The following is a 24,441-nucleotide window of genomic DNA, read 5'->3' on the forward strand; positions in this document are numbered from 1 at the left end:
TCACCTGTCCTGGTAGGCCCGTGGCCAACTGGGCTGGTAGCAGCAGCGCATGCCCGTCTGTACGGTGGTGCGCAGTTCGTCGCCGATGATCGGATCGGCCTCCGCGATGCGGTTCAGCGTACGCCTGATGGCCTTGCCCACCGCGACCCTGGCGCGCTCGGCGCTGCCGGTGAAGTGGCGGGTCCGCTCGCCGAGGCCGGTGGCCGCGGCCAGCTCGTCGAGCAGCCAGTCGCGCTCGGCGCGTACCGCGGCGACCCGTTCCGAGTCGTTCATCGACTCGAGCTCGTCGATCTCGGCCCTCAGGTGTGACAGCCGCTGCATGTAGCGGTGTTTGGCCAGGTCGTCTAGCACCGGCTGGGCGCTTTCGCCGTCCCGGCCCGTTGACTGTCCGGGGAGCGTGGATCCGGCGGCCAGTTCGAGGGCGGAGATCTCCTGGTACGGGTTGGCCAGCAGGAGCGCCAGGTGGTTCATCCCCACGCTGTGCTCGACGTACGCGGTCCGGCCGGCCAGCTCGATCCGCCATTGCCGTCCCCAGCGGTGGCAGGACGCGGCCGACCGGCTGATCCCTTCGACCGGCGGATGATCCTGCCGTGCCAGCAGGGCGCCCAGTTCCAGCAGGCACTGCTCGGCGCGCGAGTCCGTGGGCTGGAACAGGTCGATGATGCGCCGCAGCAGCTCCATGAGCAGGTCGGCGCGACCGTCGCTGGTGATCGGCCGCATGTCCATGTCCATGACAATCGGCCGCATGTCTATGACAGACGGGCTGGTAAGCCGCGCCATGCCGCCCCCTTATCGCCGTAATGAGTCCCCGTGTCGTGGTGAGTGGCTCGACCGTACGGGGATGGGGCGGCGGTGGGGATCGGTGGCCGATCCCTATATTGCGGCGGGCGATGCCTAACTTTCCGCCGTGGGTTCCCACTCGGCCAGGCCGAGCCTGATGGCCTGGTCGGCGGCGGCGTTGCGGCTCGGGGCGCCCAGTTTGGCGAGGATGGACGAGACGTGGTGACCGACGGTCTTGGTGGAGATGAATAACTTCGCGGCGATCTCGGCGTTGGTGCATCGGGCGCAGAGCAGGGCGAGCACTTCGTGTTCGCGCCGGGTCAGCCCGAACGGATGCCCTCGGGTCGCCGCTCGCGGCCCGGTGGGGAGGGACCGGGCGCCGAGTTCGCGAAGCTTGCGTCTGACGATGCGGGTGGCGGAGAAGGCGCCGAGGCCGGTGAGGATCTCCAGGGCTTGACGGAGCTCCGGCTCCCGTGGGGCGTGTGCCAGGGCCAGCGCGGCGTCGTACGGGCAGTGCAGCTCGGTCCAGGCATGCGCGGCCTTCGTCACGTCACCGCCGAGCTCCAGCCGGTACGGCTCGGCGTGCGCGCCATGCGCCCGGCGGCGAGAGCCGGTCCGCCGCAGCCAGACGGCGACCGCGCCGAGATCCCAGGCGTCGCACCCTTCGGAGGCGTCCGCGGCCAGTTCGGCCTCGCGGCGGGCGTGGTCCGCCTTCCCCTCCAGCCAGTACGCCTCAGCGCGGGTGAGCCGGACGGGCACGATCTGCTGCGGCTCGCGGGTACGGTCGGCGATCTCGGCCGCCTCGTCGAGGTACGCCCAGACGCCGGGCTCGCCACGGCGGGCGTGGATCGCGCCGAGCTTGCGTACGATGCACAACCGGCTGCACGAGGAGAGCGGCGTGACGGTGAGGATCTCGGCGCAGAGCGTCACCGCCTCGTCCCAGCGTCCCGTCCGCTCCATCATGGTGGCCTGCTCGCTGCGCAAATGCATCGCGTACGTGGTGAGGTCCCGCTCATCGCAATAGGCGAGGCCCTCGACCAGTAACGGCTCGGCTTCGGCGAACTGCCGCTCGCTCACGTACGTGGCGCAGAAGTTCGCGAACGCCCGGCCCGCCTGATCTTGGTGGCGCCCGGACAGACCGAGGTCCAACGCCCGGCGCATGCCCCCCACCCAGTCCTCGCCCTTGGCCGCGGCCGACGCCGCCATGGTGTTGAGCACATCGCTGAGCACATCGGTGGCACCCAGACGCTCGGCGATCGTCTGCGCCCGCCGTGCCAGGTCGATCGCCGCGTCGTGCTGGGCCTGCAACATGCGCCGGTTGGCGAAGATGGCATAAGCCCAGGCCAGCTCGACGCTCGGCCCGAGCGGTTCCAGAACCGATACGGCGGCTTCGACGGCGGCGACCGCCTGATCCGCGCGGACAAGGTTCCACAGAGTGCGTGACAGCCGCCGCAGCGCGTCGCCCTCCCGTAGCCGATCGCCCGCCTCGCGCCACCGCGCCAGCGCGTGCTCGCAGGCATCGGCCGCGTCCTCCCACTGGTCGAGCAGCGCCGCCTCATCGGCCAGCCCCTTGTACAGCCCGGCGATCGTCGAGGCGTCCGCCCCGTCCGCGAACCGCAGGGCCCGCCGGAACTGCGCCGCCGCCTCACGGTGCGAGGCCAGCCACGCCGCACGGCGAGCGGCGGCGGGCGCGTGCCGCAGGACCGCCTCGGCATCGCCGGCCGCCTCAGCGTGGAAGGCCATCCGAGCCTCGTCGTCGCACCCCAGGTCGGCCAGCGCGGTCAGGACGAGGCCGTGAATGGCCCGGCCGCGATGCGCGGAGACCGCCCCCGCCACCGCCAGTCGCGCGATCTCATGACGGAACCTCAACCACGGGCCGTCCTCGATCACCAACCCACACCCGAGCAGCTCGTCCAGGGCGGACGGCGGGCAGCCGGTCACCGACTCCAGTAATCGCGACTCGACCCTGGTCCCGGTCAGCGCCGCCACGTCCAGCACCTGACGGGACCCGCCGTCCAGGCGCGTCGCGCGTGCCAGCACCGCGTCCCGCGCCGACGGGGGCACCTCTGTCACGCCGGCCTGTACGACCTCGGTCACGTAGAACGGGTTCCCGCCGGTCAGTCGGTGCAGCGCGGACGCCTCCCACCCGCTCCCACGGGCCAGCAACTCCACCGCGTCGGCGGACAGCGGCGCCAGCGCGATCCGCCGCGTCGACCGCTGCGAAGCCAGATCGCCCAGGGCGACCCGGAACAGATCATCCGCTGCCAAGCCCTCGTCCCGGTAGGTGGCGATGACCAGCACCGGAGCGCTCCATAGCCGCCGGCTGAGGAACCGCAGCATGTCGAGGGTGGCCTCGTCGGCCCAGTGGACGTCCTCGACCGCGACCACGTTCAGCGTCCCGGGCTCACTGACCTCGTGCAGCAGCCCGCGGAACAGCTCCTCACGCCCGGCCCCCGCGCGACACAGCTCCAGCAGCGCGCCACGACGCTGGTCCGCCACGTCGAAGAGCGGCCCGAGCGGACGCGGAGTGAACAGCCCGTCGCACATCCCCCACGACCAACGGGCATCCGGCAGCTCATCCTGGAAGCGCTCCACCAGCGCCGACTTCCCGACGCCCGCCTCACCCGAGACCAGAACCAGCCGCCCGGCACCCTGCCTGGCCTCGGCCGCGTACTCAGCCAGCGCCGCCAGCGACGGCTCCCGCTCCAGCAACCGCATGCCCGCAGTATCCGATAAATCCACGGAAACCGTAAGGCGAAGGATCGCCCGCCTTCGAGTGACGGGCGATGAGGGCCTCAGTGCTGCTCCACCCCGTTCACGAACACCTTGCGCAGGGTCAGGTCGTCGGTGAACGTGATCGTGTTCGCGCCGGTGATGTTCGTGAACGCGCACTTCTCCAGGCGCACCCCGGTCAGGTGGTCGGTCTCCAGGCCGACGAGGTTGAGTACGGCGTCGGCGCCGTCGAGCCTGGTCCGCTCCATCCGGATGTCGCGGACCGACACCGGCTCGGTGCCTCCTTCGTTGCTGTTGTAGGCCATGTTGACGAACATCACCTCGCGGTCCACGTTCTGGCCGGTGAAGCCGCGTACGTAGACGCCCTCGATGTAGGCGCCGCGCTTCTTGCTGGCCTTGATGTAGACGGGGTACTTCACCGGGTAGTTGCCGGGGAAGTCCGGGGAGTTGATCACGCACCGCTCGGCGAAGACGTTGCGGACGCCGCCGGACATCTCGCTGCCGACCGTGATGCCGCCCCAGCGGCCGGAGAAGGCGCAGTCCTGGACGACGATGTTCTCGCTGGGCACGCCCACCCGGCGGCCGTCGGCGTCGCGTCCCGACTTGACCGCCACGCAGTCGTCGTTGGTGTTGAAGCGGCAGTCGTGGATGTGCACGTACGACGACGCCTCCGGATCGCAGCCGTCCGTGTTGTACAGCGTGCTGACGACGGTGATGCCGCGCACGGTGACGTTCGTGGACAGGACCGGGTTCACGGTCCACATGGCCGGCTCGAGGATCGTGAGGTCGCTGACCAGGATGTTCTGACATTTCACGAACTGGACCATGGCGGGGCGCAAATAGTGACCCGCCCCGAACACGCGTTGCTCGACCGGGACGCCGTCGTCGCCCATCTTGCGCAGTGCCCGCTGATCGGCGCCCTGCGGGCCGCTGTTGGCGTACCAGCTCTCCCACGGCCCTTGCCTGGCCTGGCCGTCGAGCGTGCCCTTGCCTGTGACCGCGATGTTCCGCTGGCCGTGGGCGTAGATGAACGGGCTGTAGTTGTAGCACTCCGTGCCCTCCCACCGGGTGAAGACGACCGGCAGGTAGGCGTTCGGATCGGTGCTGAAGGCGATCACGCCGCCCTCGGACACGTGCAGCTCCACATTGCTGAGCAGATGGACGGCGCCGGTGAGGAAGCGTCCCGGCGGGACCACGACCCGGCCGCCGCCCCTGCGATGGCACTCGCCGATCGCCGCCTTGAACGCGGCCGTGCAGTCGGTCGTGCCGTCACCCACGGCGCCGAACGCGGTGACATCCCACCTTCGGTCAGGGAAGCGAGGAGGACGGATCTTGCGCAGGATGTCCGGCACCTGGCGCCAGGGATCAGCCGATCGGGCCTCGGCCTGCGCGGACGTGGTTCCGGGGACGAATGTGGCGGCGGCTAGAGCGCCGCCGGCCTTCAGTAGAGATCGTCTGGATGGCATGGTCACCACCGGGGGGTGCGGAGACATCGGATCTCTGGAGCGTAAATGCGGCCCAGGCGGAATTCAATTCTTGACGAAGGAAATGATGAGATTCGCTCGATCTCCTGCTGGCCTCTGTGGTGCGGAGCTAATCGTCGGTCGGCCCTGTGCCCCTCGCCCAGTGCGGTAATGCCGCGCCCGGTGCAGGCGGGCGGAACGGGTCGCCGACCGGCAGCCAGGCCGTATCGGCGTCCAGGCCGAGCCTGCCGACGTCACGGGTCAGGGCCTCGACGGCGGCTCGTACGGCGCCGCGCTTCTCGCCGTGGCGGTACACCAGGGCCCAGGTCCAGTACGGCGACGGGTCGATCACCGGTCGCCGGACGAGATCGGGCGGCAGGGGAGTGGTCTGACCCTTCGGTGAATTGATGACGGGGCGGCGCAACCGGCGTACGTGGTCGAAGAACGCCGCGTCGGTGATGCCACCATCGTCGATGTGCACGGTCTGGGATCCGGTGTCGCGGGCGAACACCTTGGCGTAGCGGTTCCAGGAGTCCCAGGTGACGGTGTCGGCGTCCAGCAGCACCAGGGTGTCCCTGGCTCGGACCACGGACGCGTCGGTGCCCGCGGAGATCGCGTGGAGCCGATCCGCGCCGATCAGCCGAGCGTCGAGGTCGTAGGCGGCCAGGTCGTCGGTCTGAACCCAGCAGATGGCCAGATCGATGCTGCCGTCGGCGACCCGGCCGGCCTGGGTGTGTGACGGCATGACCCACGCGTCGACGTGCAATTGCGCTATGCCGGACATGCGGGCGGCCAGGTCGGGGGGCCGCCAGTTGACGTACCCGAGCCGGACCGGTTCGGGGGCGGACATACGGGCCGCGGACGCGCGCAACTCGTCGGCCTGTCCGAGCAGCGCCCGGGTCGGGGCCAGCAACGCCTCCCCGGTCTGAGTCAGCGCGACCGAGCGGCGGTCCCGGTCGAACAGCCGCACCCCCAGGTCCCGCTCCAGCGCCTTGATCTGCTGGGAGAGCGACGGGCCGGCGATGCGCAGCCGGGCCGCGGCGCGGCCGAAGTTCAGCTCCTCGGCCACAGCCACGAAATAGCGCAGCTGGCGTAGCTCCACCCGCCCATCGTAGTGCGGTAGGAGGCTGTGCCTACCAGCAGAGAGCAAGCCCGTCGTGGCGTGACGGCGACCGCTGGGTGCACGATGGAATGCATGGCCCCAGGGCAGGTCGGGACCCGGCCGCCCGCTGTCTGAGCCATTCCCCCCCATGCCGGCACCGCCCAGGAGCGGTGCGGGTGCCACACGTCCACAGTCACTTACAAGGGGGAAGCAATGAGTACGCCAAAGGTCGCCGTGATCACCGGCGCCTCCCAGGGCATAGGCGCGGCGCTGGTGACCGCCTACCGCAAGCTCGGCTACGCGGTCGTCGCCAACTCCCGGTCGATCGCGGATTCCGATGACCCCATGGTGCGGGCCGTCGCCGGCGACATCGCCGCCCCGGCCGTCGGGGCACGCGTCATCGAGCAGGGGCTGAAGGCGTTCGGCCGCATCGACACGTTGGTCAACAACGCCGGCCTCTTCGTGTCCAAGCCGTTCACCGACTACACCGACGAGGACTACGACCTCGTGACGGGAGTCAACCTGCGCGGGTTCTTCGAGATCTCCCAGCGGGCCATCGAGGCGATGCTCAGCCAGGGCGGCGGCGGACACGTGGTCAACATCACGACCAGCCTCGTCGATCACGCTAACAGCAAGGTGCCGTCCGCGCTGGCGTCGCTGACCAAGGGCGGCCTCAACGCGGTCACCAAATCACTGGCCACCGAGTACGCCACCCGGGGCATTCGGGTCAACGCGGTCGCGCCCGGTGTCATCCGCACCCCGATGCACCCGGTCGAGACCCACGAATTCCTGGCCGAGCTGCACCCTGTGGGCCGGATGGGCGACATCAGCGACATCGTCGACGCGATCATCTATCTCGAGCACGCTCCGTTCGTCACCGGCGAGATTCTGCACGTCGACGGCGGCCAGAGCGCCGGTCACTGAGCTGGTCACTGGGCCGGGGGCGGGGCGAGGGCGGTCGGTAACCCCAGGCGCCGCCCGCCCCCAACCTGCCGAAAGAGCCGCCGCCCGCCTCACCTGCCATCAGCTTCACCTGCCATCAGCTTCACCTGCCGAAAGAGCCGAGAGAAAGGCGCATGTTGACAGCCGTACCGGAGCAGACGATCGAGGCGACCTCGCTGGAGCGGCCCTGGCGGGTCGTCGGGCAGGGCGCGGCGGCGCTGGCGGCGGGCATGGGCATCGGCCGCTTCGCCTACACCGCGATCCTGCCCCTGATGCTCGCGCATGCCGGGCTGTCGCCGCAGCTCGGCGCGAGCCTGGCCACCGCGAACTACATCGGCTACCTCCTCGGCGCGGTCGCCGCGATCATCGCCCCCGCGATGGCCGCCTCCCGGACGACGCTGCGCCTGTCGCTGGTGATCCTGATCGCCACGCTGGCCCTGATGCCGCTCACGCACGTCGGCGCGCTCTGGTGGCTGCTCCGGCTGGTCGCCGGGGTCGCGAGCTCGCTGATCTTCGTCGTCGCGGTCAACGCGATGCTCACCGGGCTGCGCGGTCACGCCCACCACCTCACCGGATGGGCCTTCGGCGGCATCGGCGCCGGGATCGCCCTGTCCGACGTCGTCGTGCTGATCCTCCGTACCGCCGGGCTACAACCAGGCGCTGCTCCTCGGCGCCGCCCTCGTCGCGCCGGCCGCGGTCGCGACCGCCGCGCTGCGCCATCGCTTCCCGCATCACCTCGGCCCACTGCCCCGACGGGTCGACACCGCCCAACCGACGCACATCAAGATCCATCCATCCGACCGCTGATATCCGACCACTGACAGGAGAACGCCATGACCAGTACCGCCGAGGCCGAGATCCTCCGCACCGTCCTGGACCGATGGAAGAGCGGCGTCGACGCGCACGACCCCAAGCGCGTGGCGTCGTACTTCACCGACGACGCCATCTTCCAAGGTCTGCATCCGTACGGCATCGGTCCCGAGAGCGTCGCCGAGTACTACGACTCGCAGCCGATCGGCATGACCGCCGCGTACAACATCCTGGAGACCCGGCGGATGGCCGACGACCTCGTCCTCGGCTACCTGCACGTCGACTTCACCTTCACCGACCGGCCGGTCGTGACGGTCAACCTGTGCGTGCTGGCGCGGCGGGTCGGCGACGACTGGCTGATCGACCACTATCAGGTCTCACGGCTGCCCTGATCCCCTGAAGCGCGGAAGGGCGGCTATCGTCTCACTGCTGATGTCGTTGTGCTGAAGGGGGCGGCCCGGTGACGGACACCCGGCGCTCGCAGCCGTTGCGCGGCCTGCGGATCGTCGAGATCTCCAGCTATGTGGCGACCCCGCTGAGCGGGATGACGCTGGCTCAGCTGGGCGCCGACGTGATCCGGGTCGAGCCGATCGGCGGCGCGGTCGACCGTACGCGCTGGCCGCTGGCCGAGAGCGGGACGAGCCTGTACTGGTCGGGGCTGAACAAGGGCAAGCGGGCCATCGAGGTGGACCTGTCCGCCGAGGAGGGCCGCGCCCTCGTCGGCGAGCTGATCGTCAGCGGCGGACCGCGCGGCGGAATCGTGATCAGCAACTCCGAACGCTACCCGGAGCTGTCCTTCGAGGCGCTGCGCGCGCGCCGCCCCGACGTGATCCACGTGCTGCTCACCGGCCGCCGCGACGGCGGGGCCGCGGTGGATTACACGGTGCAGGCGGCGACCGGGTTCCCCCTGCTGACCGGCCCGGAGGACGTTGCGGAGCCGGTGAACAGCCTGGTGCCCGCCTGGGACGTGACGGCGGGGCTGTACCTGGCGGTCGGGCTGCTGGCCGCGGAGCGGCACCGCCTGCTGACGGGCGAGGGGCAGCAGGTACGGGTCGCGCTGGAGGACGTCGCCCTGGCCACCGCCGGGAACCTCGGCTACCTCGCCGAGGCGCAGCTGAGCGGCACCCCGAGGGAACGCGGCGGCAACTACGTCTACGGCACCTTCGGCCGCGACTTCACCACGGCCGACGGCGGGCGGCTGATGGTCGTGGCGCTGACCGCCCGGCACTGGCGCGGGCTGCTGGCCGCGACCGGCCTGACCGACGTGGTCAGCGCGCTGGCCACCGCGCTCGGGGTGGACTTCGCCGACGAGCCCGCCCGCTACCGGCATCGCAAGGTGCTCGGCGAGCTGCTCGCGGGCTGGTTCGAGGACCGTACGCTCGCCGAGGCCGAGTCGGCGCTGCGTGCCGCCCGAGTGCTGTGGTCGAGATATCGCAGCTTCACCGAGCTGGCCGCGCTGCTGGGGGAGAACCCGCTGATGGGAGCGGTCGAGCAGCCAGGAGTCGGCGGGCATTGGGCGCCCGGCTCGCCCGTGGTGATGGACGGGGAGCAGTCGCCGCCCGCGGCGGCGCCGCAGGTGGGCCGGCACACCGGCGAGGTGCTGCGGGCCGAGCTCGGACTGTCGGCCCAGGACGTCGCGACGCTGCGCAAGCAGGGTGTCGTAGCTGAACCGGTAAATCCAGGGACGGCCGAATGAAGCGACCCACGATCGACGACATCGCCCGCCGGGCCGGCGTCTCGAAGGGCGCGGTGTCGTTCGCGTTGAACGGCCGTCCCGGTGTCTCCAGCGAGACCCGCCGCCGTATCCAGGCCATCGCCGCCGAGCTGGGCTGGCAGCCGAACAGCCTGGCACGGGCCCTGTTCGACGGTCGGCCCGACGTGCTGGGTCTCGTCGTGGACCGGCCGGCGCGCACGCTCGGGCTGGAGCCGTTCTTCATGCAGCTGATCTCCGGCATCGAGGCCACGCTGTCGGCGGAGTCCGTGGGGCTTTTGCTGCAGATGACCGAGGACCCCGAAACCGAGATCGCGATTTATCGGAAATGGTGGGCGCAGCACCGGGTCGCCGGGGTGTTCGTCGTCGACCTGCGGGCCGAGGATTCAAGGATCGCCGTGCTGGAGGAGCTGAAGCTGCCCGCCGTGGTCATCGGCGGACCGGAGGGTGCCGGGCGGCTGCCCGCCGTCTGGAGCGACGACGCCGGCGCGATCGACGTGGTGATGGCGCACCTGGCCGGGCTGGGGCACCGCAGGATCGCCAGGGTCGCGGGGCAGGAGGAGCTCAGGCACACCCGGGTCAGGACCGCCGCGATGCGGGAGGCGGCGGCCAGGCTGGGCGTTACGGCCGTCACCGTGTACGCCGACTACAGCGGCGAGAGCGGCGAGCGGGCCACCCTCGACCTGCTGCGCGGACCCGACCGGCCGACCGCCATCGTGTACGACAACGACGTGATGGCCGTGGCCGGCACCGCCGCCGCTCGCGAGGCGGGTTTCTCGGTGCCCGCCGATCTGTCCGTCGTGGCCTGGGACGACTCCGCTCTGTGCCTGCTGACCCGGCCGCATCTGACAGCGGTGAGCAGGGACATCGCCGCGTTCGGCGCCAACGCCGCCCGGTCGCTGCTCAGCCTGGTCCAGGGCCGGGAGGTGGCCGACTCGCAGCAGGCCGAGCCGCGCCTGGTGAGCAGGGGGAGCACGGCCCCTTGTCCTGAATCGGTTCAGTAATCGAGCGGAAATGTCCGCGACCAATCATTGAAACTAAACGGGTTTAGTGATGGCATGACGGCTAATCTCCGCTGCTCAACTCCGGAGGGTTGATGACCCCGCTCCGCCCCTTGACCGATTCCTGGACCGTCCGCTCGGCGAGCGGCGACGTGCGGGCTCCGGCCACCGTGCCCGGTTGCGTGCACACCGATCTGCTCGCCGCCGGTCTGATCCCGGATCCCTACCTCGACGACAATGAGACCCGCCTGGCCTGGGTGGGGCGTACGGAGTGGCGTTACGAGACGGAGTTCTCGTGGGACGGCACCGAGCACGAGCGCACCGATCTGGTCTGCGAAGGGCTCGACACCGTGGCCGAGATCGAGCTCAACGGCGTGCGCGTGGGCGAGACCGCGAACATGCATCGCTCCTACCGGTTCGACGTCCGCCCCGCGCTGCGCATCGGGAGCAACCGGCTGGCGGTGACCTTCCGGCCGGCGGGGGAGTACGCCGAGCGGCTGAAGGAAGAGCTCGGCGACCGGCCGGGCGCCTACACCGAGCCCTACAACTTCATCAGGAAGATGGCCTGCAACTTCGGCTGGGACTGGGGCCCGACCCTGGTCACGGCGGGCATCTGGCGGTCGATCGGGCTGCACGAGTGGAGCGGCGCCCGGCTGGCCGCCGTGCGGCCGGTGGTGACCGTCGCCGACGGCGTCGCCCGGGTCGCCGTGCACGTGGAGATCGAGCGGGCCGTACAAGCAGTACAGGAGGAACTGCAGATCACCGCCACTGTCTGCGGCAGGTCTGCTATGGGAGCGCTCCCATCGGACACGGCGGTACTTGAGGTCGACATTCCCCAGCCCGAGCTCTGGTGGCCACGTGGGTACGGCGAGCAGCCGCTGCACGAGCTGACCGTGACACTCGGCGACGAATTCGACAGGTGGCAGGGGAAGATCGGCTTCAGGACGGTCGAGCTGGACACGGCCGACGACGCCTTCACGATCGTGGTCAACGGCCGCCCGATCTTCGCCAAGGGCGTCAACTGGATCCCCGACGACTGCTTCCCGGTCAGGATCGACCGCGCCCGCTACGCCGAGCGCCTCGCGCAGGCATGTGAGGCGGGCGTCAACCTGATGCGTGTCTGGGGCGGCGGACTGTACGAGAGCGACGACTTCTACGACCTGTGCGACGAGCTGGGGCTGCTGGTCTGGCAGGACTTCCCCTTCGCCTGCGCCGCCTACCCGGAGGAGGAGCCGCTGCGCTCGGAGGTCGAGGCCGAGGCCCGCCAGAACGTCACCCGCCTCATGCCGCATCCGAGCCTGGCCCTGTGGTGCGGCAACAACGAGAACATCTGGGGCTTTTTCGACTGGCACTGGCGCGAGCGGCTGGCCGGACGCACCTGGGGCGAGGGCTACTACCTCGACCTGCTGCCCGCCATCGTGGCCGAGCTCGACCCTGGCCGGGCGTACTGGCCGGGCAGCCCGTACTCGGGGTCGATGGACGTCCATCCCAACGACCCTGCCCACCACAACATCCACATCTGGGACGTCTGGAACGAACGCGACTACACGGCCTACCGCGAATACCGGCCCCGGTTCGTCTCGGAGTTCGGCTTCCAGGGGCCCGCGACGTACGCGACCATCAAGCGGGCCATCGGCGACGACCCGCTCACGCCCGACTCGCCCGGCATGCGCCTCCATCAGAAGGCGATCGACGGTGACCTCAAGCTGGCCGCCGGGCTCAAGCCGCACTTCGCGCCGCCCACCGGCTTCGCCGACTGGCACTACCTGACGCAGGTCAACCAGGCCAGGGCGATCCAGCTCGGGGTCGAGCACTTCAGGTCTCTGTGGCCGCACTGCGCGGGCACGATCGTGTGGCAGCTCAACGACTGCTGGCCCGTCACCTCGTGGTCCGCGATCGACGGCGACGGGCGCAGGAAGCCGCTGTTCCATGCGCTGCGCCGGGCGTACGCCGACCGGCTGCTGACCGTGCAGCCGCGCGACGGCGGGTTGGCGCTGGTGGCCGTCAATGACACCGACGAGCCGTGGGTGAGCGGCGCGGTGGCCGCGCGGCTCGGCGTGGATGGTACGGAGCTGCGGACCGAGAGCTTCGACCTCGAAGTGCCGCCGCGTGGCGTGGTGACGGTGCCCCTTGGCGTGGGTGAGCCGGCCGACCCGGCGAGGGAGCTGATCGCGGTGCGCGCGGGGGAGCGCAGGGCGCTGTGGTTCTTCCTGCCGGACAAGGACCTCGACCTGCCCGAGGGACGGTGCACGGTGACGGTCGAGGGGCGTGACGTCATCGTCAGCGCGCACACGCTGGTACGGGATCTGGCGATCTTCCCTGACCAGGTGCACCCCGACGCCGAGGTGGACGACCAGCTCATCACCCTCCTGCCCGGCGAAAGCCATCGCTTCACGATAAATCGGGAAATCGGGGCTGATGTGCCCATGAGGTGGGTGAACGACCGCTCCGCCCTCCTGCCTAACCCCCCTGGGAGAAGTACATGAGAAGAACCTCGGTGAAAAGAACCTTGGTGAAAAGAACCTCGGTGAGAAGAACCTCGGTGAAAAGAACCAAGGTGATCGTGGCAGCGGCCACGCTTGCCCTCCTCACCGCCTGCTCGGGCGGCGGGGTGCCACTGACCGCCGGCAGCACCGCCCCCTCCTCCGGTTCAGCCTCCGCCTCCGGAGGCGCCGCCAAAGACACCATCGTGAACGTCATCGCCGGCACCGGCCAGTTCAACGAGAACCTCAACCCCCTGGTCCAGGGCGCGCCCAACCTCATGGGCACCTGGGGGCTGATCTACGAGACGCTCATGTTCTTCAACCAGTCGAAGTCGGGTGACGTCCAGCCTCTCCTGGCCACCAAGTACGAGTTCGGCGACGAGGGCAAGTCGATCACCTTCACCCTCCGCGACGGCGTGAAGTGGAGCGACGGCAAGCCGTTCACCGCCGAGGACGTGGCGTTCAACTTCCTCTACCGCCGCGACAAGAAGGACCTGAACGCGGGCGGCAGCAACATCAAGGACGCCCAGGTCCTGAGCCCCACCTCAGTGAAGATCAGCTTCACCGAGAAGATGTACACCAAACTGTGGGACGTGGCCGGCCACCAGTACATGGTGCCCAAGCACATCTGGGAGAAGGTCGACAAGCCCACCAAAGAGACGAACACCAAGCCGGTCGGCACCGGGCCGTTCATGATGGGCGAGTTCACGCCGCAGAGCTACACGATGGTCAAGAACCCGAACCACTGGGACACCGGCAAGCCCAAGATCGCCGGAATGCGGTTCTGGTCGTACAACAACAACGACGCCTCCCTCCAGGCGATGGTCACCGGGCAGCTCGACTGGGGCGGCATGTTCATGGCCGACCCCGACAAGCAGTTCGTGGCCAAGGACCCCGAGCACAACGCCTACAAGAACGAGTCCCAGCTCTACGTCACCAACCTGGTGCCGAACCTGACCAAGGCCCCCATGAACGACCTGGCCGTGCGGCAGGCCATCAACCTCGCGCTCGACCGCGACAAGATCATCGAATTGGCGTTCGCCGGGCTCGGCAAGCCGGCCAGCCCGGCGGGCATAGTGCTGCCGCTCTTCCAGGACTACCTCTCGCCCAAGTACGCCACGGCGAAGCTGGAGTTCAACCAGGACAAGGCCCGCCAGACCCTGGAGGCGGCCGGATACGCCAAGGACGGCGACGGCTTCTACGCCAAGGACGGCAAGCGCCTGTCGGTGACCTGCCATCTGGTGAGCGGCTGGACCGACTACGTCTCGGCCGCCCAGGTCATCAGGCAGCAGCTCAAGGAGGTCGGCATCGAGTTCAAGTCGAAGGAGGTCTCCTTCAACGCCTTCGTCGACATGCAGCAGAAGGGCGACTTCGAGCTGATGATGTGGAACGCCTATGGCGGCCCGCACCCGTACTACATGTACGACAACATCCTCAACAGCAAGAACATCCCCCCGGCCAACCAGAACATGGCCCGCTACAAGAACCCGGCCGTGGACGCCGCGCTGAAGGTCATCGCCGACACCCCGCCGGAGCAGACGGACACGATCAAGCAGGCGATCTACGCCATCCAGGACGCCGTCGTGGCCGACCTGCCCTACATCCCGCTGCAGCAGTCCAGCGCCCTGGCCGAGTTCCGGACCACCAACGTCACCGGGTGGCCCAGCGAGCAGAACCCGTACGCGCTCGGCCTGCCCTTCTCCCACCCCGACAACGGCATCGTGGCCAAGAACCTCCAGCCGGTGCAGTAGGAACGACGAGGACGCGACCGGGGCCGCGCGCCCCGGTCGCCCGGGGAGAATCACATGGCATACCTTTGGCGCAAGCTCGGCTTCTACGCGGTGGCGCTGTGGGCCGCACTCACGATCAACTTCCTCATCCCGCGCCTGATCAGGGGCAACCCGGTCGACATCATCCTGTCGCGCTTCCAGAGCAGGCAACCCCCGCCGCCGGAGTTCCGCAAGACCCTGGAGGTCATGTTCGGGGTGAGCCATGACCCGCTGTGGGTCCAGTACTTCGCCTACCTCCGCCAGCTGGCCACCGGGAACCTGGGCACCTCCGTCACCTACTACCCCGCCCCGGTGGGCACGGTGATCGGCCAGGCGATGCCCTGGACGCTCGGGCTGGTGTCGATAGCGCTGCTGATCACGGTCGGGCTCGGCGTCGGCCTGGGCATGGTGGCCGGGTGGCGGCGGGGGAGCTGGCTGGACGGGCTGATCCCGACCACGACGTTCCTGGCCGCGATCCCGTACTTCTGGCTGGCCCTGCTGCTGCTGTTCTTCCTCGGGGCCGGGCTCGGCTGGTTCCCGCTGAACGGCGCCTACGACTACGCCCACGTACGCATGGGCTTCACCGGCGACTTCATCGGCAGCGTGCTCTACCACGGCGCGCTGCCCGCGCTCACGCTGGTGATCTCCGGCATCGCGGGCTGGCTGCTCGGCATGCGCAACATGATGGTCTCGACCATGGCCGAGGACTACGTGGTCATGGCGCAGGCCAAGGGATTACGGCCGCGCCGGGTGATGGTCGCGTACGCGGCCCGCAACGCCGTCCTGCCCAGCGTGACCGGGTTCGCGATCACGCTCGGCTTCTTCGTCGGCGGCCAGGTCGCCACCGAGGTCGTCTTCTCCTACCCGGGCGTGGGGTTCGCGCTGCTGCAGGCCGTCGGCAGCGCCGACTACCCGCTCATGCAGGGCCTCTTCCTGATCATCTCGGTGGCCGTGCTGGCCGCCAACCTCCTGGTCGATCTGCTGTACGGGCTGATCGACCCCCGAGTGCGGAAGGCGGGCTGAGGCAGTGACCGCTGTTGTGACCCTGGCCGCTCCCCGGGACCGGGTGCTCGGCCTGCCCAGATCGGGCAAGCTCGTCGCCGGACTGGTGATCGTCGGCTTCTTCGCCCTGCTCGCCATCGTCGGCCCCATCCTGGTCGGAGACCCCGAGGCTCTCGTGGCCGGCCGGCTCGAACCACCCTCGGCGGAGCAGTGGCTCGGCTCTACCGACACCGGGCAGAGCGTACTGGCCCAGCTGATGCACGCCACGCGCGGGTCGATGCTGATCGGCGTGATCGCCGGAGTGCTGGGCACGGTGGGCTCGCTGTTCATCGGCGTCGTCGGCGGCTATTTCGGCGGCTGGGTGGACGAGGCGTTCTCCCTGCTCAGCAATGTCGCCCTGGTCATCCCCACGCTGCCGCTGCTGATCCTGGTCGCCGACTACGTCGAGGACAGCGGCCCGTTCACCTACGCCCTGATCATCTCGATGATCAGCTGGGCGGGTCCCGCGCGGGTCATCCGCTCCCAGGTCATGTCGCTGCGCAATCGCGACTATGTGGACGCGGCCAGGGTGAGCGGCGAGCCCGGCTGGCGGATCATGGTCTTCCAGATCCTGCCGAACCTCGTCCCCGTCATCGCCTCCGGCTTCGTCTGGGCGATCATCGGCGCCATCCTCACCGAGTCGGGACTGTCCGCGCTCGGCCTCGGCGGCGGCGCGGTCACCTCCTGGGGCGGGATGCTCTACTACGCCCAGAACGGCTCCGCGCTCTCCATGGGCGCCTGGTGGTGGTTCGTACCGCCGGGGGTGTTCATCGCCGCGCTCGGCACCGGGCTCTCACTGATCAACTTCAGCATCGACGAGCTGATGAACCCGCGACTGCGAAAGGCGGCCGCATGAACGACACCGTCCCGTCGGTACGCGACATGAACGACCGCGACATGAACGACACCGTCCTGTCCGTACGCGACCTGAGCGTGGCTTATGGACAGACCCGCGCGGTCCGTGGCGTGAGCTTCGACCTGGGCCGCGGCCAGGTCCTCGGCATCGCGGGCGAGAGCGGCTGCGGCAAGTCGACGCTGGCGTACGCGGTCAACCGGCTGCTCCAGCCGCCCGGCCGGACCACCTCCGGCGAGGTCGTCTTCCACCCCAAGGACGGCGACCCCATCGACGTGCTGGCCCTGGAGGGTGAGGAGCTGCGGCGCTTCCGGTGGCGGCGGGTGGCCATGGTCTTCCAAAGTGCCATGAACGCGCTCAATCCCGTGCTCAGCGTCCGGCGCCAGCTCCACGACGTGTTCACCACCCATGAGCCGTCGATGTCCCGGCGCGAGCGGGAGGAGCGTTCCCGCGAGCTCCTGGAGCTGGTCGGCATCGATCCGCGGCGAATCGGCGCCTACCCGCACGAACTGTCGGGCGGCATGCGCCAGCGGGTGCTGATCGCGATGGCCATGGCGCTCAACCCCGACGTGGTCGTCCTGGACGAGCCCACGACAGCGCTGGACGTGGTGGTGCAGCGCGACATCCTGGAGGAGATCGACCGGCTGCGGGAGATGTTCGGCTTCGCCGTCGTCTTCATCACCCACGATCTGTCGCTGCTGCTGGAGATCAGCGATCATCTCGCGATCATGTACGGCGGCCGCATCGTCGAGTACGGCACCAGCAAGGACACCCTCCTCCAACCCCGCCACCCTTACACGGTCGGCCTGCTCAACTCCTTCCCCAGCCTGCGCGGCGAACGCCAGGCGCTGCACGGCATCCCCGGCAGCCCGCCCGACCTGTCGAAGGAGCTGGTGGGCTGCTCGTTCGCGCCCCGCTGCCCGTACGCGTTCGAGGGCTGCCACACCCACGAGCCCGAGTTGGACTCGATCCAGGACTCCCTGGTGGCCTGCCTGCAGTACGACCGCAGGCTGCACCCCGCCCGCCCCGACCGGCGCCTGCGGGAGCGCCGCTTCGAGCACGCCGATCACGAGGTGATCTCATGACGTCGATGAAGGTCAGCCACCTGAGCAAGACCTTCAAGCTGTCCAGGAAGGAGCACCTTCGGGCGGTCGACGACGTCTCCTTCGAGCTGCGCTCCGGCGAGACCACCGCGCTGGTGGGGGAGAGCGGCAGCGGTAAGTCCACGATCGCCCGCATGCTGGCCAGACTCGCCAAGCCCACCTCGGGCGAGATCCGGTTGGAGACCTCGAACTACCGCAAAGACGTACAGATGGTCTTCCAGGACCCGTTCGCCTCGCTCAACCCCGCCCACACGATCGGCTACCACCTGCGCCGCCCCCTGGAGATCCACAAGTCGCCGGGCACGGCCGAGGAACTGCTGGAGCGGGTCAACCTGCCCGCCGCCTACACCCGCAGGTATCCGCACGAACTGTCCGGCGGCCAGCGGCAGCGGGTGGCGATCGCCCGCGCGCTGGCACCGCGCCCCAAGGTGCTGCTGGCCGACGAGCCGGTCTCGATGCTGGACGTGTCGATCAGGCTGGAGATCCTCAACCTGATCGACCGGCTCAAGAGGGAGGAGGAGCTGGCCGTCCTCTATGTCACGCACGACCTGGCCACCGCGCGCTACTTCGCCCGCGACATCATGGTCATGTACCGGGGGCAGATCGTCGAGCGCGGCCCGGCCGACGACGTCATCCTCGCGCCACGGCACCCGTACACCCGGTTGCTGGCCGAGGCCGCCCCCGACCCCTGGGCGGCGCACGAGGACGGGCGGCCCGCCCGGCAGGAGCGCAGGAGCGGCCCGCCCGTCGCCGATGGGTGCCTGTTCCGCAACCGCTGCCCGTACGCCGCAGACGCGTGCGCCGGCCAGATCCCCACCTACGGCGAGGAGCACCGCGTCCGATGCGTCCTGGGGGAGGGCGAGCCTGCGGCGTGAGGCGTCCTGGGCGGCGGCGAGCCCGCGGCGTGAGGTGGGACGGCGAGCTCGCGCCGGGACTGTCAGCTTGAGACCACGTCGCTTTGGGCCAGGATGCGCAGGTGTTCCAGCAGTTCGCCGCTGGTCTCGGCGAGCGGCTGGATGCAGACGTGGTCCGCGCCGGCGTCGAGGTGGGCCCGTACCCGCTCGATGATCGTCTCCGGGTCGCCCCAGGCCACGATGGCGTCGACCAGGGCGTCGCTGCCGCCGTCGGCGAGGTCCTTGTCGTCCCAGCCCAGCTCGCGCAGGTTGTTGGCGTAGTTGGGCAGCGCGAGGTAGTGCGTCGTGAAACCGCGGGCGGTCCGCCGGGCCCGCTCCGGGTCGGTGTCGAGCAGGACCGTCTGCTCCGGCGCCAGCACCGGATCGGGGCCGAGGACCGCGCGGGCGCGCGCGGTGTGCTCCGGGGTGACGAAATAGGGGTGTGCGCCCTGGGCGCGCTTCGCGGCCAGGTCCAGCATCTTGGGACGAAGCGCGGCCAGCAGCCGTGGAGCCGGTTCCGGCAGGGGGCCGCCGTACTCCGACGCGTCCATGGCATCGAGGTAGGCGCGCATCGCCGACACCGGCTTGCTGTAGTCATGGCCTCGCGCCGACACCAAGGGCGCGTGGCTCACGCCGAGGCCGAGCACGAACCGGCCGTCGTACGCCTCCGCGAGGGCGTTGGCCCCGGTCGTAATGGCGGTGGCGTCCCGGGCCCAGATGTTGGCGATGCCGGTCGCGATCATCATCTGCCGCGTCCCGCTCAACAGGATGGCCGAATGGACCAGCGCCTCCTTGGCCTTCGGCCCCTCACCCACCCACAGGGTCCCGTAGCCCAGGCTCTCGATCTCGGCAGCCGCGTCGCGCTCGAACGAGGCCGATTCGCCGCCCAGCGTGCTGTTCCAGACCCCTACTCGGCCCATGCGCCGCTTCAGCGCCGCGACATCAATCGTCATATCAGGCATCACAACTCCCCGCCTCGTCGTCAGAGTGGATCTCACGATACGTAACGGATCATCGGGGCAGGTTAATGCCCGATTCACGGGTTGCCGTATTTCGGCGGTCCGCGGCGTGCCTGAACCCGGGTGCCGCGGGAGCCGTACCTTCTGACGACTGTCTGGAGCGGAAAGCCCTGTTGCCTGCAGGCGTCAGCAGGACCTGGCGCCTTTCTGGACAGGACCTGGCGTCTTCTAGATGGGCAGGCGATGGCACACGGCACCAAGCGCGGCGACACGGTGGACGGGACGATCGGCGGTGATCCCCGGCTGGTCGGCGGCCATCGCATCATCCGCCGGCTCGGCGCGGGCGGGATGGGCGTGGTCTACCTCGCCGAGGGCGGGGCGCGGACACTGGTGGCGATCAAGGTCATTCACCGGCACCTCGCCGGCGACCCGGAGTTCCGCCGGCGCTTCCGCCGCGAGGTCGCCACCGCGCAGCGGGTCGCCCGCTTCTCCACGGCTCCCGTGCTCGAGGCCGATCTGGACGGCGACCTGGCCTATGTCGTGACCGAGTACGTGCCGGGGCCGACGCTGTACAGCGCGGTCAAGGAGTGGGGCCCGATGGTGGGCTCGGAGCTTGAAGGGCTCGCCATGAGCATGGCGGTCGCGCTGGGGGCGATCCATGCGGCGGGCGTCGTCCACCGGGACCTCAAACCGTCCAACGTGCTGCTGTCCCCCGGGGGTCCGAAGGTCATCGACTTCGGCCTCGCCTTCGCGGCCGACTCCACCACGCTCTCCGTCACCAGGATGGGCACGCCGGCGTACATGTCTCCGGAGCAGGTACGGGGGCTGCCGCTCGCGACGGCCTCCGACGTCTTCGCCTGGGGCGGGGTGGTGGTGTTCGCGGCCTGCGGGCAGCCGCCGTTCGGCTACGGGGCGGGGCACGAGGTGCTCTATCGGGTGGTCCACGATGATCCCGTACTGCCCAAGCTGGAGGGGGTTCTCGGGGAGCTGGTGCCGAGGGCGCTGAGCAAGGACCCGGCGGCGCGGCCCACGGCGGCGGAGCTCGTGGACGCGTTCGCCGAAGGCCCGACGAGACGCCTCCCGCCCACCGCCGTCCCGGCTCCGACCCCGGCCGACACGCTCGCGACCGAGCCCCGCCTCGGCGTCGCACGACCACCTGCCCCCGTGCGTGAGGCCCCGATCGTCGCGCCCGACCCCGAGCCTCCGAGCACGCCATCCGGAGCAGGGGCCGAGCCGCCGGGCGCGTCACCGGGAGCCTTAAGGGCCGAGCCGCCGGGCGGCGATTCTAGGAGCCAGCCGACCACCCCTGAGCCAGGCGGCGGCGTAGGTGCCAGCGCGGGCAAGGACCAGCGACGACGCCGCAGGGCCACATCGCGACGGCGGGTGTCGAGACGACGGTGGGTGTGGGGCGGCGCCGCACTCGCCCTGGTGACGGCGGGAGCCGTCTTCACCTCCCTGGCGATCACCCACCGAGACCCGCTGCTTCCCGGCCTGTCCGCGCGTCCCGCCGGGAACCCCGCCGTGGCGCAGGACGCGGGCACGCGGTGGCGGAAACTCCCCGGCGAGAACCCCCTGCGCGTCGCCGGCGTCCGCTTCTACGTCCAGCCGGACACCGACGCGGCCCGCCAGGCGCGGACCTGGTCGGCACAGGGCAGAACGGCCGACGCCGCCCTGATGCGGGCCCTGTCGGAGGTCCCCCAGGCCATCTGGCTCAGCGGCGGCTCACCCGCAGACATCTCCCGTACGGTCCGCGAGACGGTCACCCAGGCGGACCGGCAGCGAACCGTCCCGGTGTTCGTCACCAACAACATCCCGGGACGTGACTGCTGGAACGGCGGCGCCCCGAACACCGACACCTACCGCACCTGGATCGACGCCGTGGCCGAGGGCATCGGAAACCGGCCCGCCGTCGTCGCCCTGGAGCCCAGCGCCCTGGCCCGGCTGCCCGGCAGCCCGGAGTGCCCGCAGGGCGGGGAGGCCGCCGCCGTCCAGCGGTATGCCGACCTCTCCTACGCCGTGGAGACCCTCACCGGCCTGGCCGGCACCGCCGTCTACCTCGACGGCGGGCTGGCGGGGTGGCCGGCGTTCACGCAGATCGCCGACCGGCTGGTCAACGCGGGAGCGGTCCGCGCCGACGGCTTCTACGTCAACGCGGTCGGCTACCGCCCGACCGCCCGGTCACTCGCGTACGCCGCGAAGCTGTCGAAGTGCGTCTACCTGAGGGCGGCTTCGCGGACGGCCCCGTGCGCCGACGCGGCCCTCGCCGCCGTGCCGGACGACACGCCCGGCCTGCCGCACTTCGTCGTAGACACCAGCCGCAACGGGACGGGCGAGTGGCAGCCGCCGGCCGGGCGGTTCCCGGCACCGGACGAATGGTGCAACCCTCCGGGCAGGGGCGCGGGCGCCCGGCCGACCGCCGACACCGGCAGCCCACTGGCCGACGCGTCGCTGTGGCTCAACAGCCCGGGATTCTCCAACGGCCAGTGCACGCGGGGCACCGGGGGACCGGCGGACCCGGCGTACGGCATCGTCACCCCGGCGGCCGGCCAGTGGTGGCCCGACCAGGCCCTTGAGCGGGCACGGAACGCGGTCCCGCCGCTGCCGGCCGGTGCCCCATAGTGGGGGCCACCCTGCCGTACCCGCTGCGGGCGGCCGCCCTGCCGCCCCCACAACAGACGGTCATAGACTCGCTAGCGGACGGGAGCCCGAGTCGAGAAACAGCACGTCGGAGGGGGACGGAGTGGCGCCTGAATCCGCGATCCACGGATTATGACGGCGCTCATCGGGCAGATGGGGCGGGGAAGAGTTACGGGCGGCACCCCGAATGCCTTACGGTCTGCTGGTCACTACTCTAAGTTCCGCAACGATGCGTGCTCCGGGAGGTGGCCGCGATCGGGAAGGTGGCATGGGTGACGGTCGGTGCTGAAACGCAGATCACGGATCTGACCATCAACGATCATGCCTGCCTGACATTCGGGGAGCATGAGGAGTTGCTCGACCTCACCACCGCCTTCGTCCGGGACGGACTGGCCGAGGGGCAGCGCGTCGTCTGGCTGGCAGAGGAGCCGGCGCGCAGTCTGGCGGAGCTGGGCCGGCGGGGAGTGGTCGCGCGGGAGGCAACGACGGCTGGGCGAATGATGGTCATGACCTGCAAGGACGGGCTGCTGGACGGGCAGGCGTTCACCGCGGAGCACGCCACGCGGTGGCTGCGCGATCAGATGGTACGCACGGCGCGCGAGGGTTATCCCGGACTGCGTGTGGCGCTCGACATGAGCTGGGCCTTAACGCCGGTGAGCGGCATCGAGCAGTTGCCGGCCTTCGAAGAGGAGATCGCGGCGACCCTGGCGGGCGGCGGCGCGGCGATCCTGTGCCAGTATGACCGCGAACGCTTCGACCCGATCACCCTCGCCTCGGTCTCGAGCTATCACACCCATACGGTCGCCGCGGCCACTTATCACCACGACGCGCTGCTGCGTATCTGCCGCCAGTACGCCCCGCCGGGCATACGGCTGGCCGGGCAGCTCGACCGGTCGGCCGAAGACGCGCTCAGGCTGGCCTTGAGCGAAACCATCCGGGTCGATGACGACATCACCGTTAACATGGCCGAACTCTCCTTCATCGACCTGTCCAGCGCTCGTATGATCATTGACGCCGTCCGCAGCCTGCCCACGCCTCGCAAAGCGACACTGCGCTGCAGCCCTGCCATCCACCCGCGATTCGCCCTGCTCGGCGCTTCCGCGGTGCCCGGACTCAGCTTGGTGGCCACTCATGACGGGTAACCGGCCACCTGACCGTCCGGCGTCGCCCTCCGGCGAGGTGGAGGGCCAGCGTCGTCTGGAGAGTCAGCGAGATGGGGAGGGGCCGGTCGAGTCGGCCGTACTCCTGGATCAGCCCTTCGACCGCGACTCGCTCTATGCGCTGCGGGCGACATTGGAGGCGCACGCGAGCCAGGCGGGGCTGCCCGAGGGCCGAACCTCGGACATGGTCCTCATCGGGCACGAGCTGGCCAGCAATGTCATTCTGCACGGCTCCGGGAGCGGATCGGTACGCCTGGAGATCGCGGACGGCATGCTGCGCTGCGAGGTCGTCGACAGCGGCGCCGCTCACCCGGAGCAGGGGACTCCTGGATGGCCGTACCAGTTCGGGCATGGGCTGTGGATGGCCCGCTTCCTCAGCGACTTCCACACCGTGAGCCATGGTCCCGGCGGCACCGTCGTCACCGTGGGTTTCGCGCTGCCCAGCCCGCTCCGCCCGGCCTTCAAGCTGACCCGCCACGCCCAGAACGGCCGCACAACATTGAGCCTGGTGGGCGACCTCGACCAGCGGACGGCTCCGGACGTCATCGCCACCGTCGAGGACCTGATCTCGACGACCAAGCCCCTCCGGCTGGTCCTGGACCTGAGCGGCATGACGTTCTGGGACTCCACCGGCATCACCGCCCTCGTCACCTCACAGGAGCACGTCGCCGCCGCTCCGGGCGCGACCATGGCCCTGGCCGGACTCTCGACGGAGCACCAGGGACGCCTTGACTCCCTCGGGTTCGTCTCCTTCACCTACGACAACACCGGCCACTAGAGCCCACCGCTGCCGACCAGAAGAACTTCATTTCGCGCATCGGGGGCTTTCCGCGCTCTGTGTAGGGGGCCGGAGCAGCTTAGCGGGCGCCGCGCCGCCATGATCACCAATCCGCACCGGGTCTGACGGGGGGCGTGCCGGTCCGCCGTGGCTGGGGTTCCGGTGTGAGCGCCCTCAGACGTCCCGGCCAAGCGGCTTCGCGATTCGTGGAACGCCACGGACG

Annotated in this window: 19 protein-coding genes; 14 read left to right on the plus strand and 5 right to left on the minus strand. The window is 69.9% G+C overall.

The genetic code is table 11. The features are described from left to right. From AB0L53_RS07200 to AB0L53_RS07215, 4 genes are all read right to left on the minus strand, one after another. A complete protein-coding gene (locus tag AB0L53_RS07200; RefSeq protein ID WP_363991610.1) occupies positions 1-747 on the minus strand; it encodes a hypothetical protein in 747 nt (248 codons plus the stop codon). 147 nt (positions 748-894) lie between these two features. After that, positions 895-3,498 carry an AAA family ATPase gene (locus AB0L53_RS07205; RefSeq protein WP_363991613.1) on the minus strand — a complete coding sequence of 868 codons (2,604 nt, stop codon included), beginning with the start codon at positions 3,496-3,498 and terminating at the stop codon, positions 895-897. A 77-nt stretch (positions 3,499-3,575) separates the two neighbouring features. Beyond that, positions 3,576-4,979, minus strand: coding sequence for a glycoside hydrolase family 28 protein (locus tag AB0L53_RS07210; protein WP_363991616.1), 1,404 nt, complete (start codon positions 4,977-4,979; stop codon positions 3,576-3,578). A gap of 127 nt (positions 4,980-5,106) precedes the next feature. After that, positions 5,107-6,078 (minus strand): LysR family transcriptional regulator, encoded by a 972-nt coding sequence (locus tag AB0L53_RS07215; protein ID WP_363991619.1) that lies wholly within the window; start codon positions 6,076-6,078, stop codon positions 5,107-5,109. A 213-nt stretch (positions 6,079-6,291) separates the two neighbouring features. Here AB0L53_RS07215 and AB0L53_RS07220 point away from each other — a divergent pair, with 213 nt between their 5' ends. From AB0L53_RS07220 to AB0L53_RS07270, 11 genes are all read left to right on the plus strand, one after another. Then, positions 6,292-7,002, plus strand: a complete 711-nt coding sequence (locus tag AB0L53_RS07220; RefSeq protein ID WP_363991621.1) for an SDR family oxidoreductase — start codon at positions 6,292-6,294, stop codon at positions 7,000-7,002. Between the two features lie 152 nt (positions 7,003-7,154). Further along, positions 7,155-7,841: a YbfB/YjiJ family MFS transporter gene (locus AB0L53_RS07225; protein ID WP_363991624.1), complete on the plus strand. Its 687-nt coding sequence runs from the start codon at positions 7,155-7,157 to the stop codon at positions 7,839-7,841. Positions 7,842-7,853: 12 nt separating this feature from the next. Next, positions 7,854-8,222, plus strand: coding sequence for a hypothetical protein (locus AB0L53_RS07230; RefSeq protein WP_363991627.1), 369 nt, complete (start codon positions 7,854-7,856; stop codon positions 8,220-8,222). Between the two features lie 68 nt (positions 8,223-8,290). Further along, on the plus strand, positions 8,291-9,526 hold the full coding sequence (locus tag AB0L53_RS07235) for a CoA transferase (protein WP_363991629.1): 1,236 nt from the start codon (positions 8,291-8,293) through the stop codon (positions 9,524-9,526). Beyond that, positions 9,523-10,545, plus strand: a complete 1,023-nt coding sequence (locus tag AB0L53_RS07240; protein WP_363991632.1) for a LacI family DNA-binding transcriptional regulator — start codon at positions 9,523-9,525, stop codon at positions 10,543-10,545. Before AB0L53_RS07235 ends, AB0L53_RS07240 begins: the two co-directional genes overlap by 4 nt. Positions 10,546-10,637: 92 nt before the next feature. Further along, complete coding sequence (locus AB0L53_RS07245) at positions 10,638-13,028, plus strand: glycoside hydrolase family 2 protein (RefSeq protein ID WP_363991635.1); 2,391 nt, start codon at positions 10,638-10,640, stop codon at positions 13,026-13,028. Between the two features lie 56 nt (positions 13,029-13,084). Next, positions 13,085-14,776 carry an ABC transporter substrate-binding protein gene (locus AB0L53_RS07250; RefSeq protein WP_363991638.1) on the plus strand — a complete coding sequence of 564 codons (1,692 nt, stop codon included), beginning with the start codon at positions 13,085-13,087 and terminating at the stop codon, positions 14,774-14,776. 54 nt (positions 14,777-14,830) lie between these two features. Then, positions 14,831-15,817: an ABC transporter permease gene (locus AB0L53_RS07255; protein ID WP_358544261.1), complete on the plus strand. Its 987-nt coding sequence runs from the start codon at positions 14,831-14,833 to the stop codon at positions 15,815-15,817. 4 nt (positions 15,818-15,821) lie between these two features. Then, positions 15,822-16,691, plus strand: coding sequence for an ABC transporter permease (locus AB0L53_RS07260; RefSeq protein WP_363991640.1), 870 nt, complete (start codon positions 15,822-15,824; stop codon positions 16,689-16,691). Further along, positions 16,688-17,773 carry an ABC transporter ATP-binding protein gene (locus AB0L53_RS07265; RefSeq protein WP_363991643.1) on the plus strand — a complete coding sequence of 362 codons (1,086 nt, stop codon included), beginning with the start codon at positions 16,688-16,690 and terminating at the stop codon, positions 17,771-17,773. Before AB0L53_RS07260 ends, AB0L53_RS07265 begins: the two co-directional genes overlap by 4 nt. After that, complete coding sequence (locus AB0L53_RS07270) at positions 17,770-18,666, plus strand: oligopeptide/dipeptide ABC transporter ATP-binding protein (RefSeq protein WP_363991646.1); 897 nt, start codon at positions 17,770-17,772, stop codon at positions 18,664-18,666. The genes AB0L53_RS07265 and AB0L53_RS07270 overlap by 4 nt, the downstream gene beginning before the upstream one ends. 62 nt (positions 18,667-18,728) lie before the next feature. On the opposite strand, the gene AB0L53_RS07275 is transcribed toward AB0L53_RS07270, so the two are convergent. Then, entirely contained in the window at positions 18,729-19,637 is a 909-nt protein-coding gene (locus AB0L53_RS07275; protein ID WP_363991649.1) for an LLM class F420-dependent oxidoreductase, read from the minus strand. Between the two features lie 249 nt (positions 19,638-19,886). Between AB0L53_RS07275 and AB0L53_RS07280 the strand changes: the two genes are divergently transcribed. The 3 genes from AB0L53_RS07280 to AB0L53_RS07290 all read left to right on the plus strand — a co-directional run bounded on the left by AB0L53_RS07280 (position 19,887) and on the right by AB0L53_RS07290 (position 24,218). Beyond that, positions 19,887-22,262 carry a glycoside hydrolase family 6 protein gene (locus tag AB0L53_RS07280; RefSeq protein WP_363991652.1) on the plus strand — a complete coding sequence of 792 codons (2,376 nt, stop codon included), beginning with the start codon at positions 19,887-19,889 and terminating at the stop codon, positions 22,260-22,262. Positions 22,263-22,552: 290 nt separating this feature from the next. Then, a complete protein-coding gene (locus AB0L53_RS07285; protein WP_363991654.1) occupies positions 22,553-23,422 on the plus strand; it encodes an MEDS domain-containing protein in 870 nt (289 codons plus the stop codon). After that, on the plus strand, positions 23,412-24,218 hold the full coding sequence (locus tag AB0L53_RS07290; protein ID WP_363991657.1) for an ATP-binding protein: 807 nt from the start codon (positions 23,412-23,414) through the stop codon (positions 24,216-24,218). Before AB0L53_RS07285 ends, AB0L53_RS07290 begins: the two co-directional genes overlap by 11 nt. Positions 24,219-24,441 lie beyond the last annotated feature (223 nt).

The sequence above is a fragment of the Nonomuraea sp. NPDC052129 genome (assembly GCF_040680095.1).
Taxonomy (GTDB): Bacteria; Actinomycetota; Actinomycetes; order Streptosporangiales; family Streptosporangiaceae; genus Nonomuraea.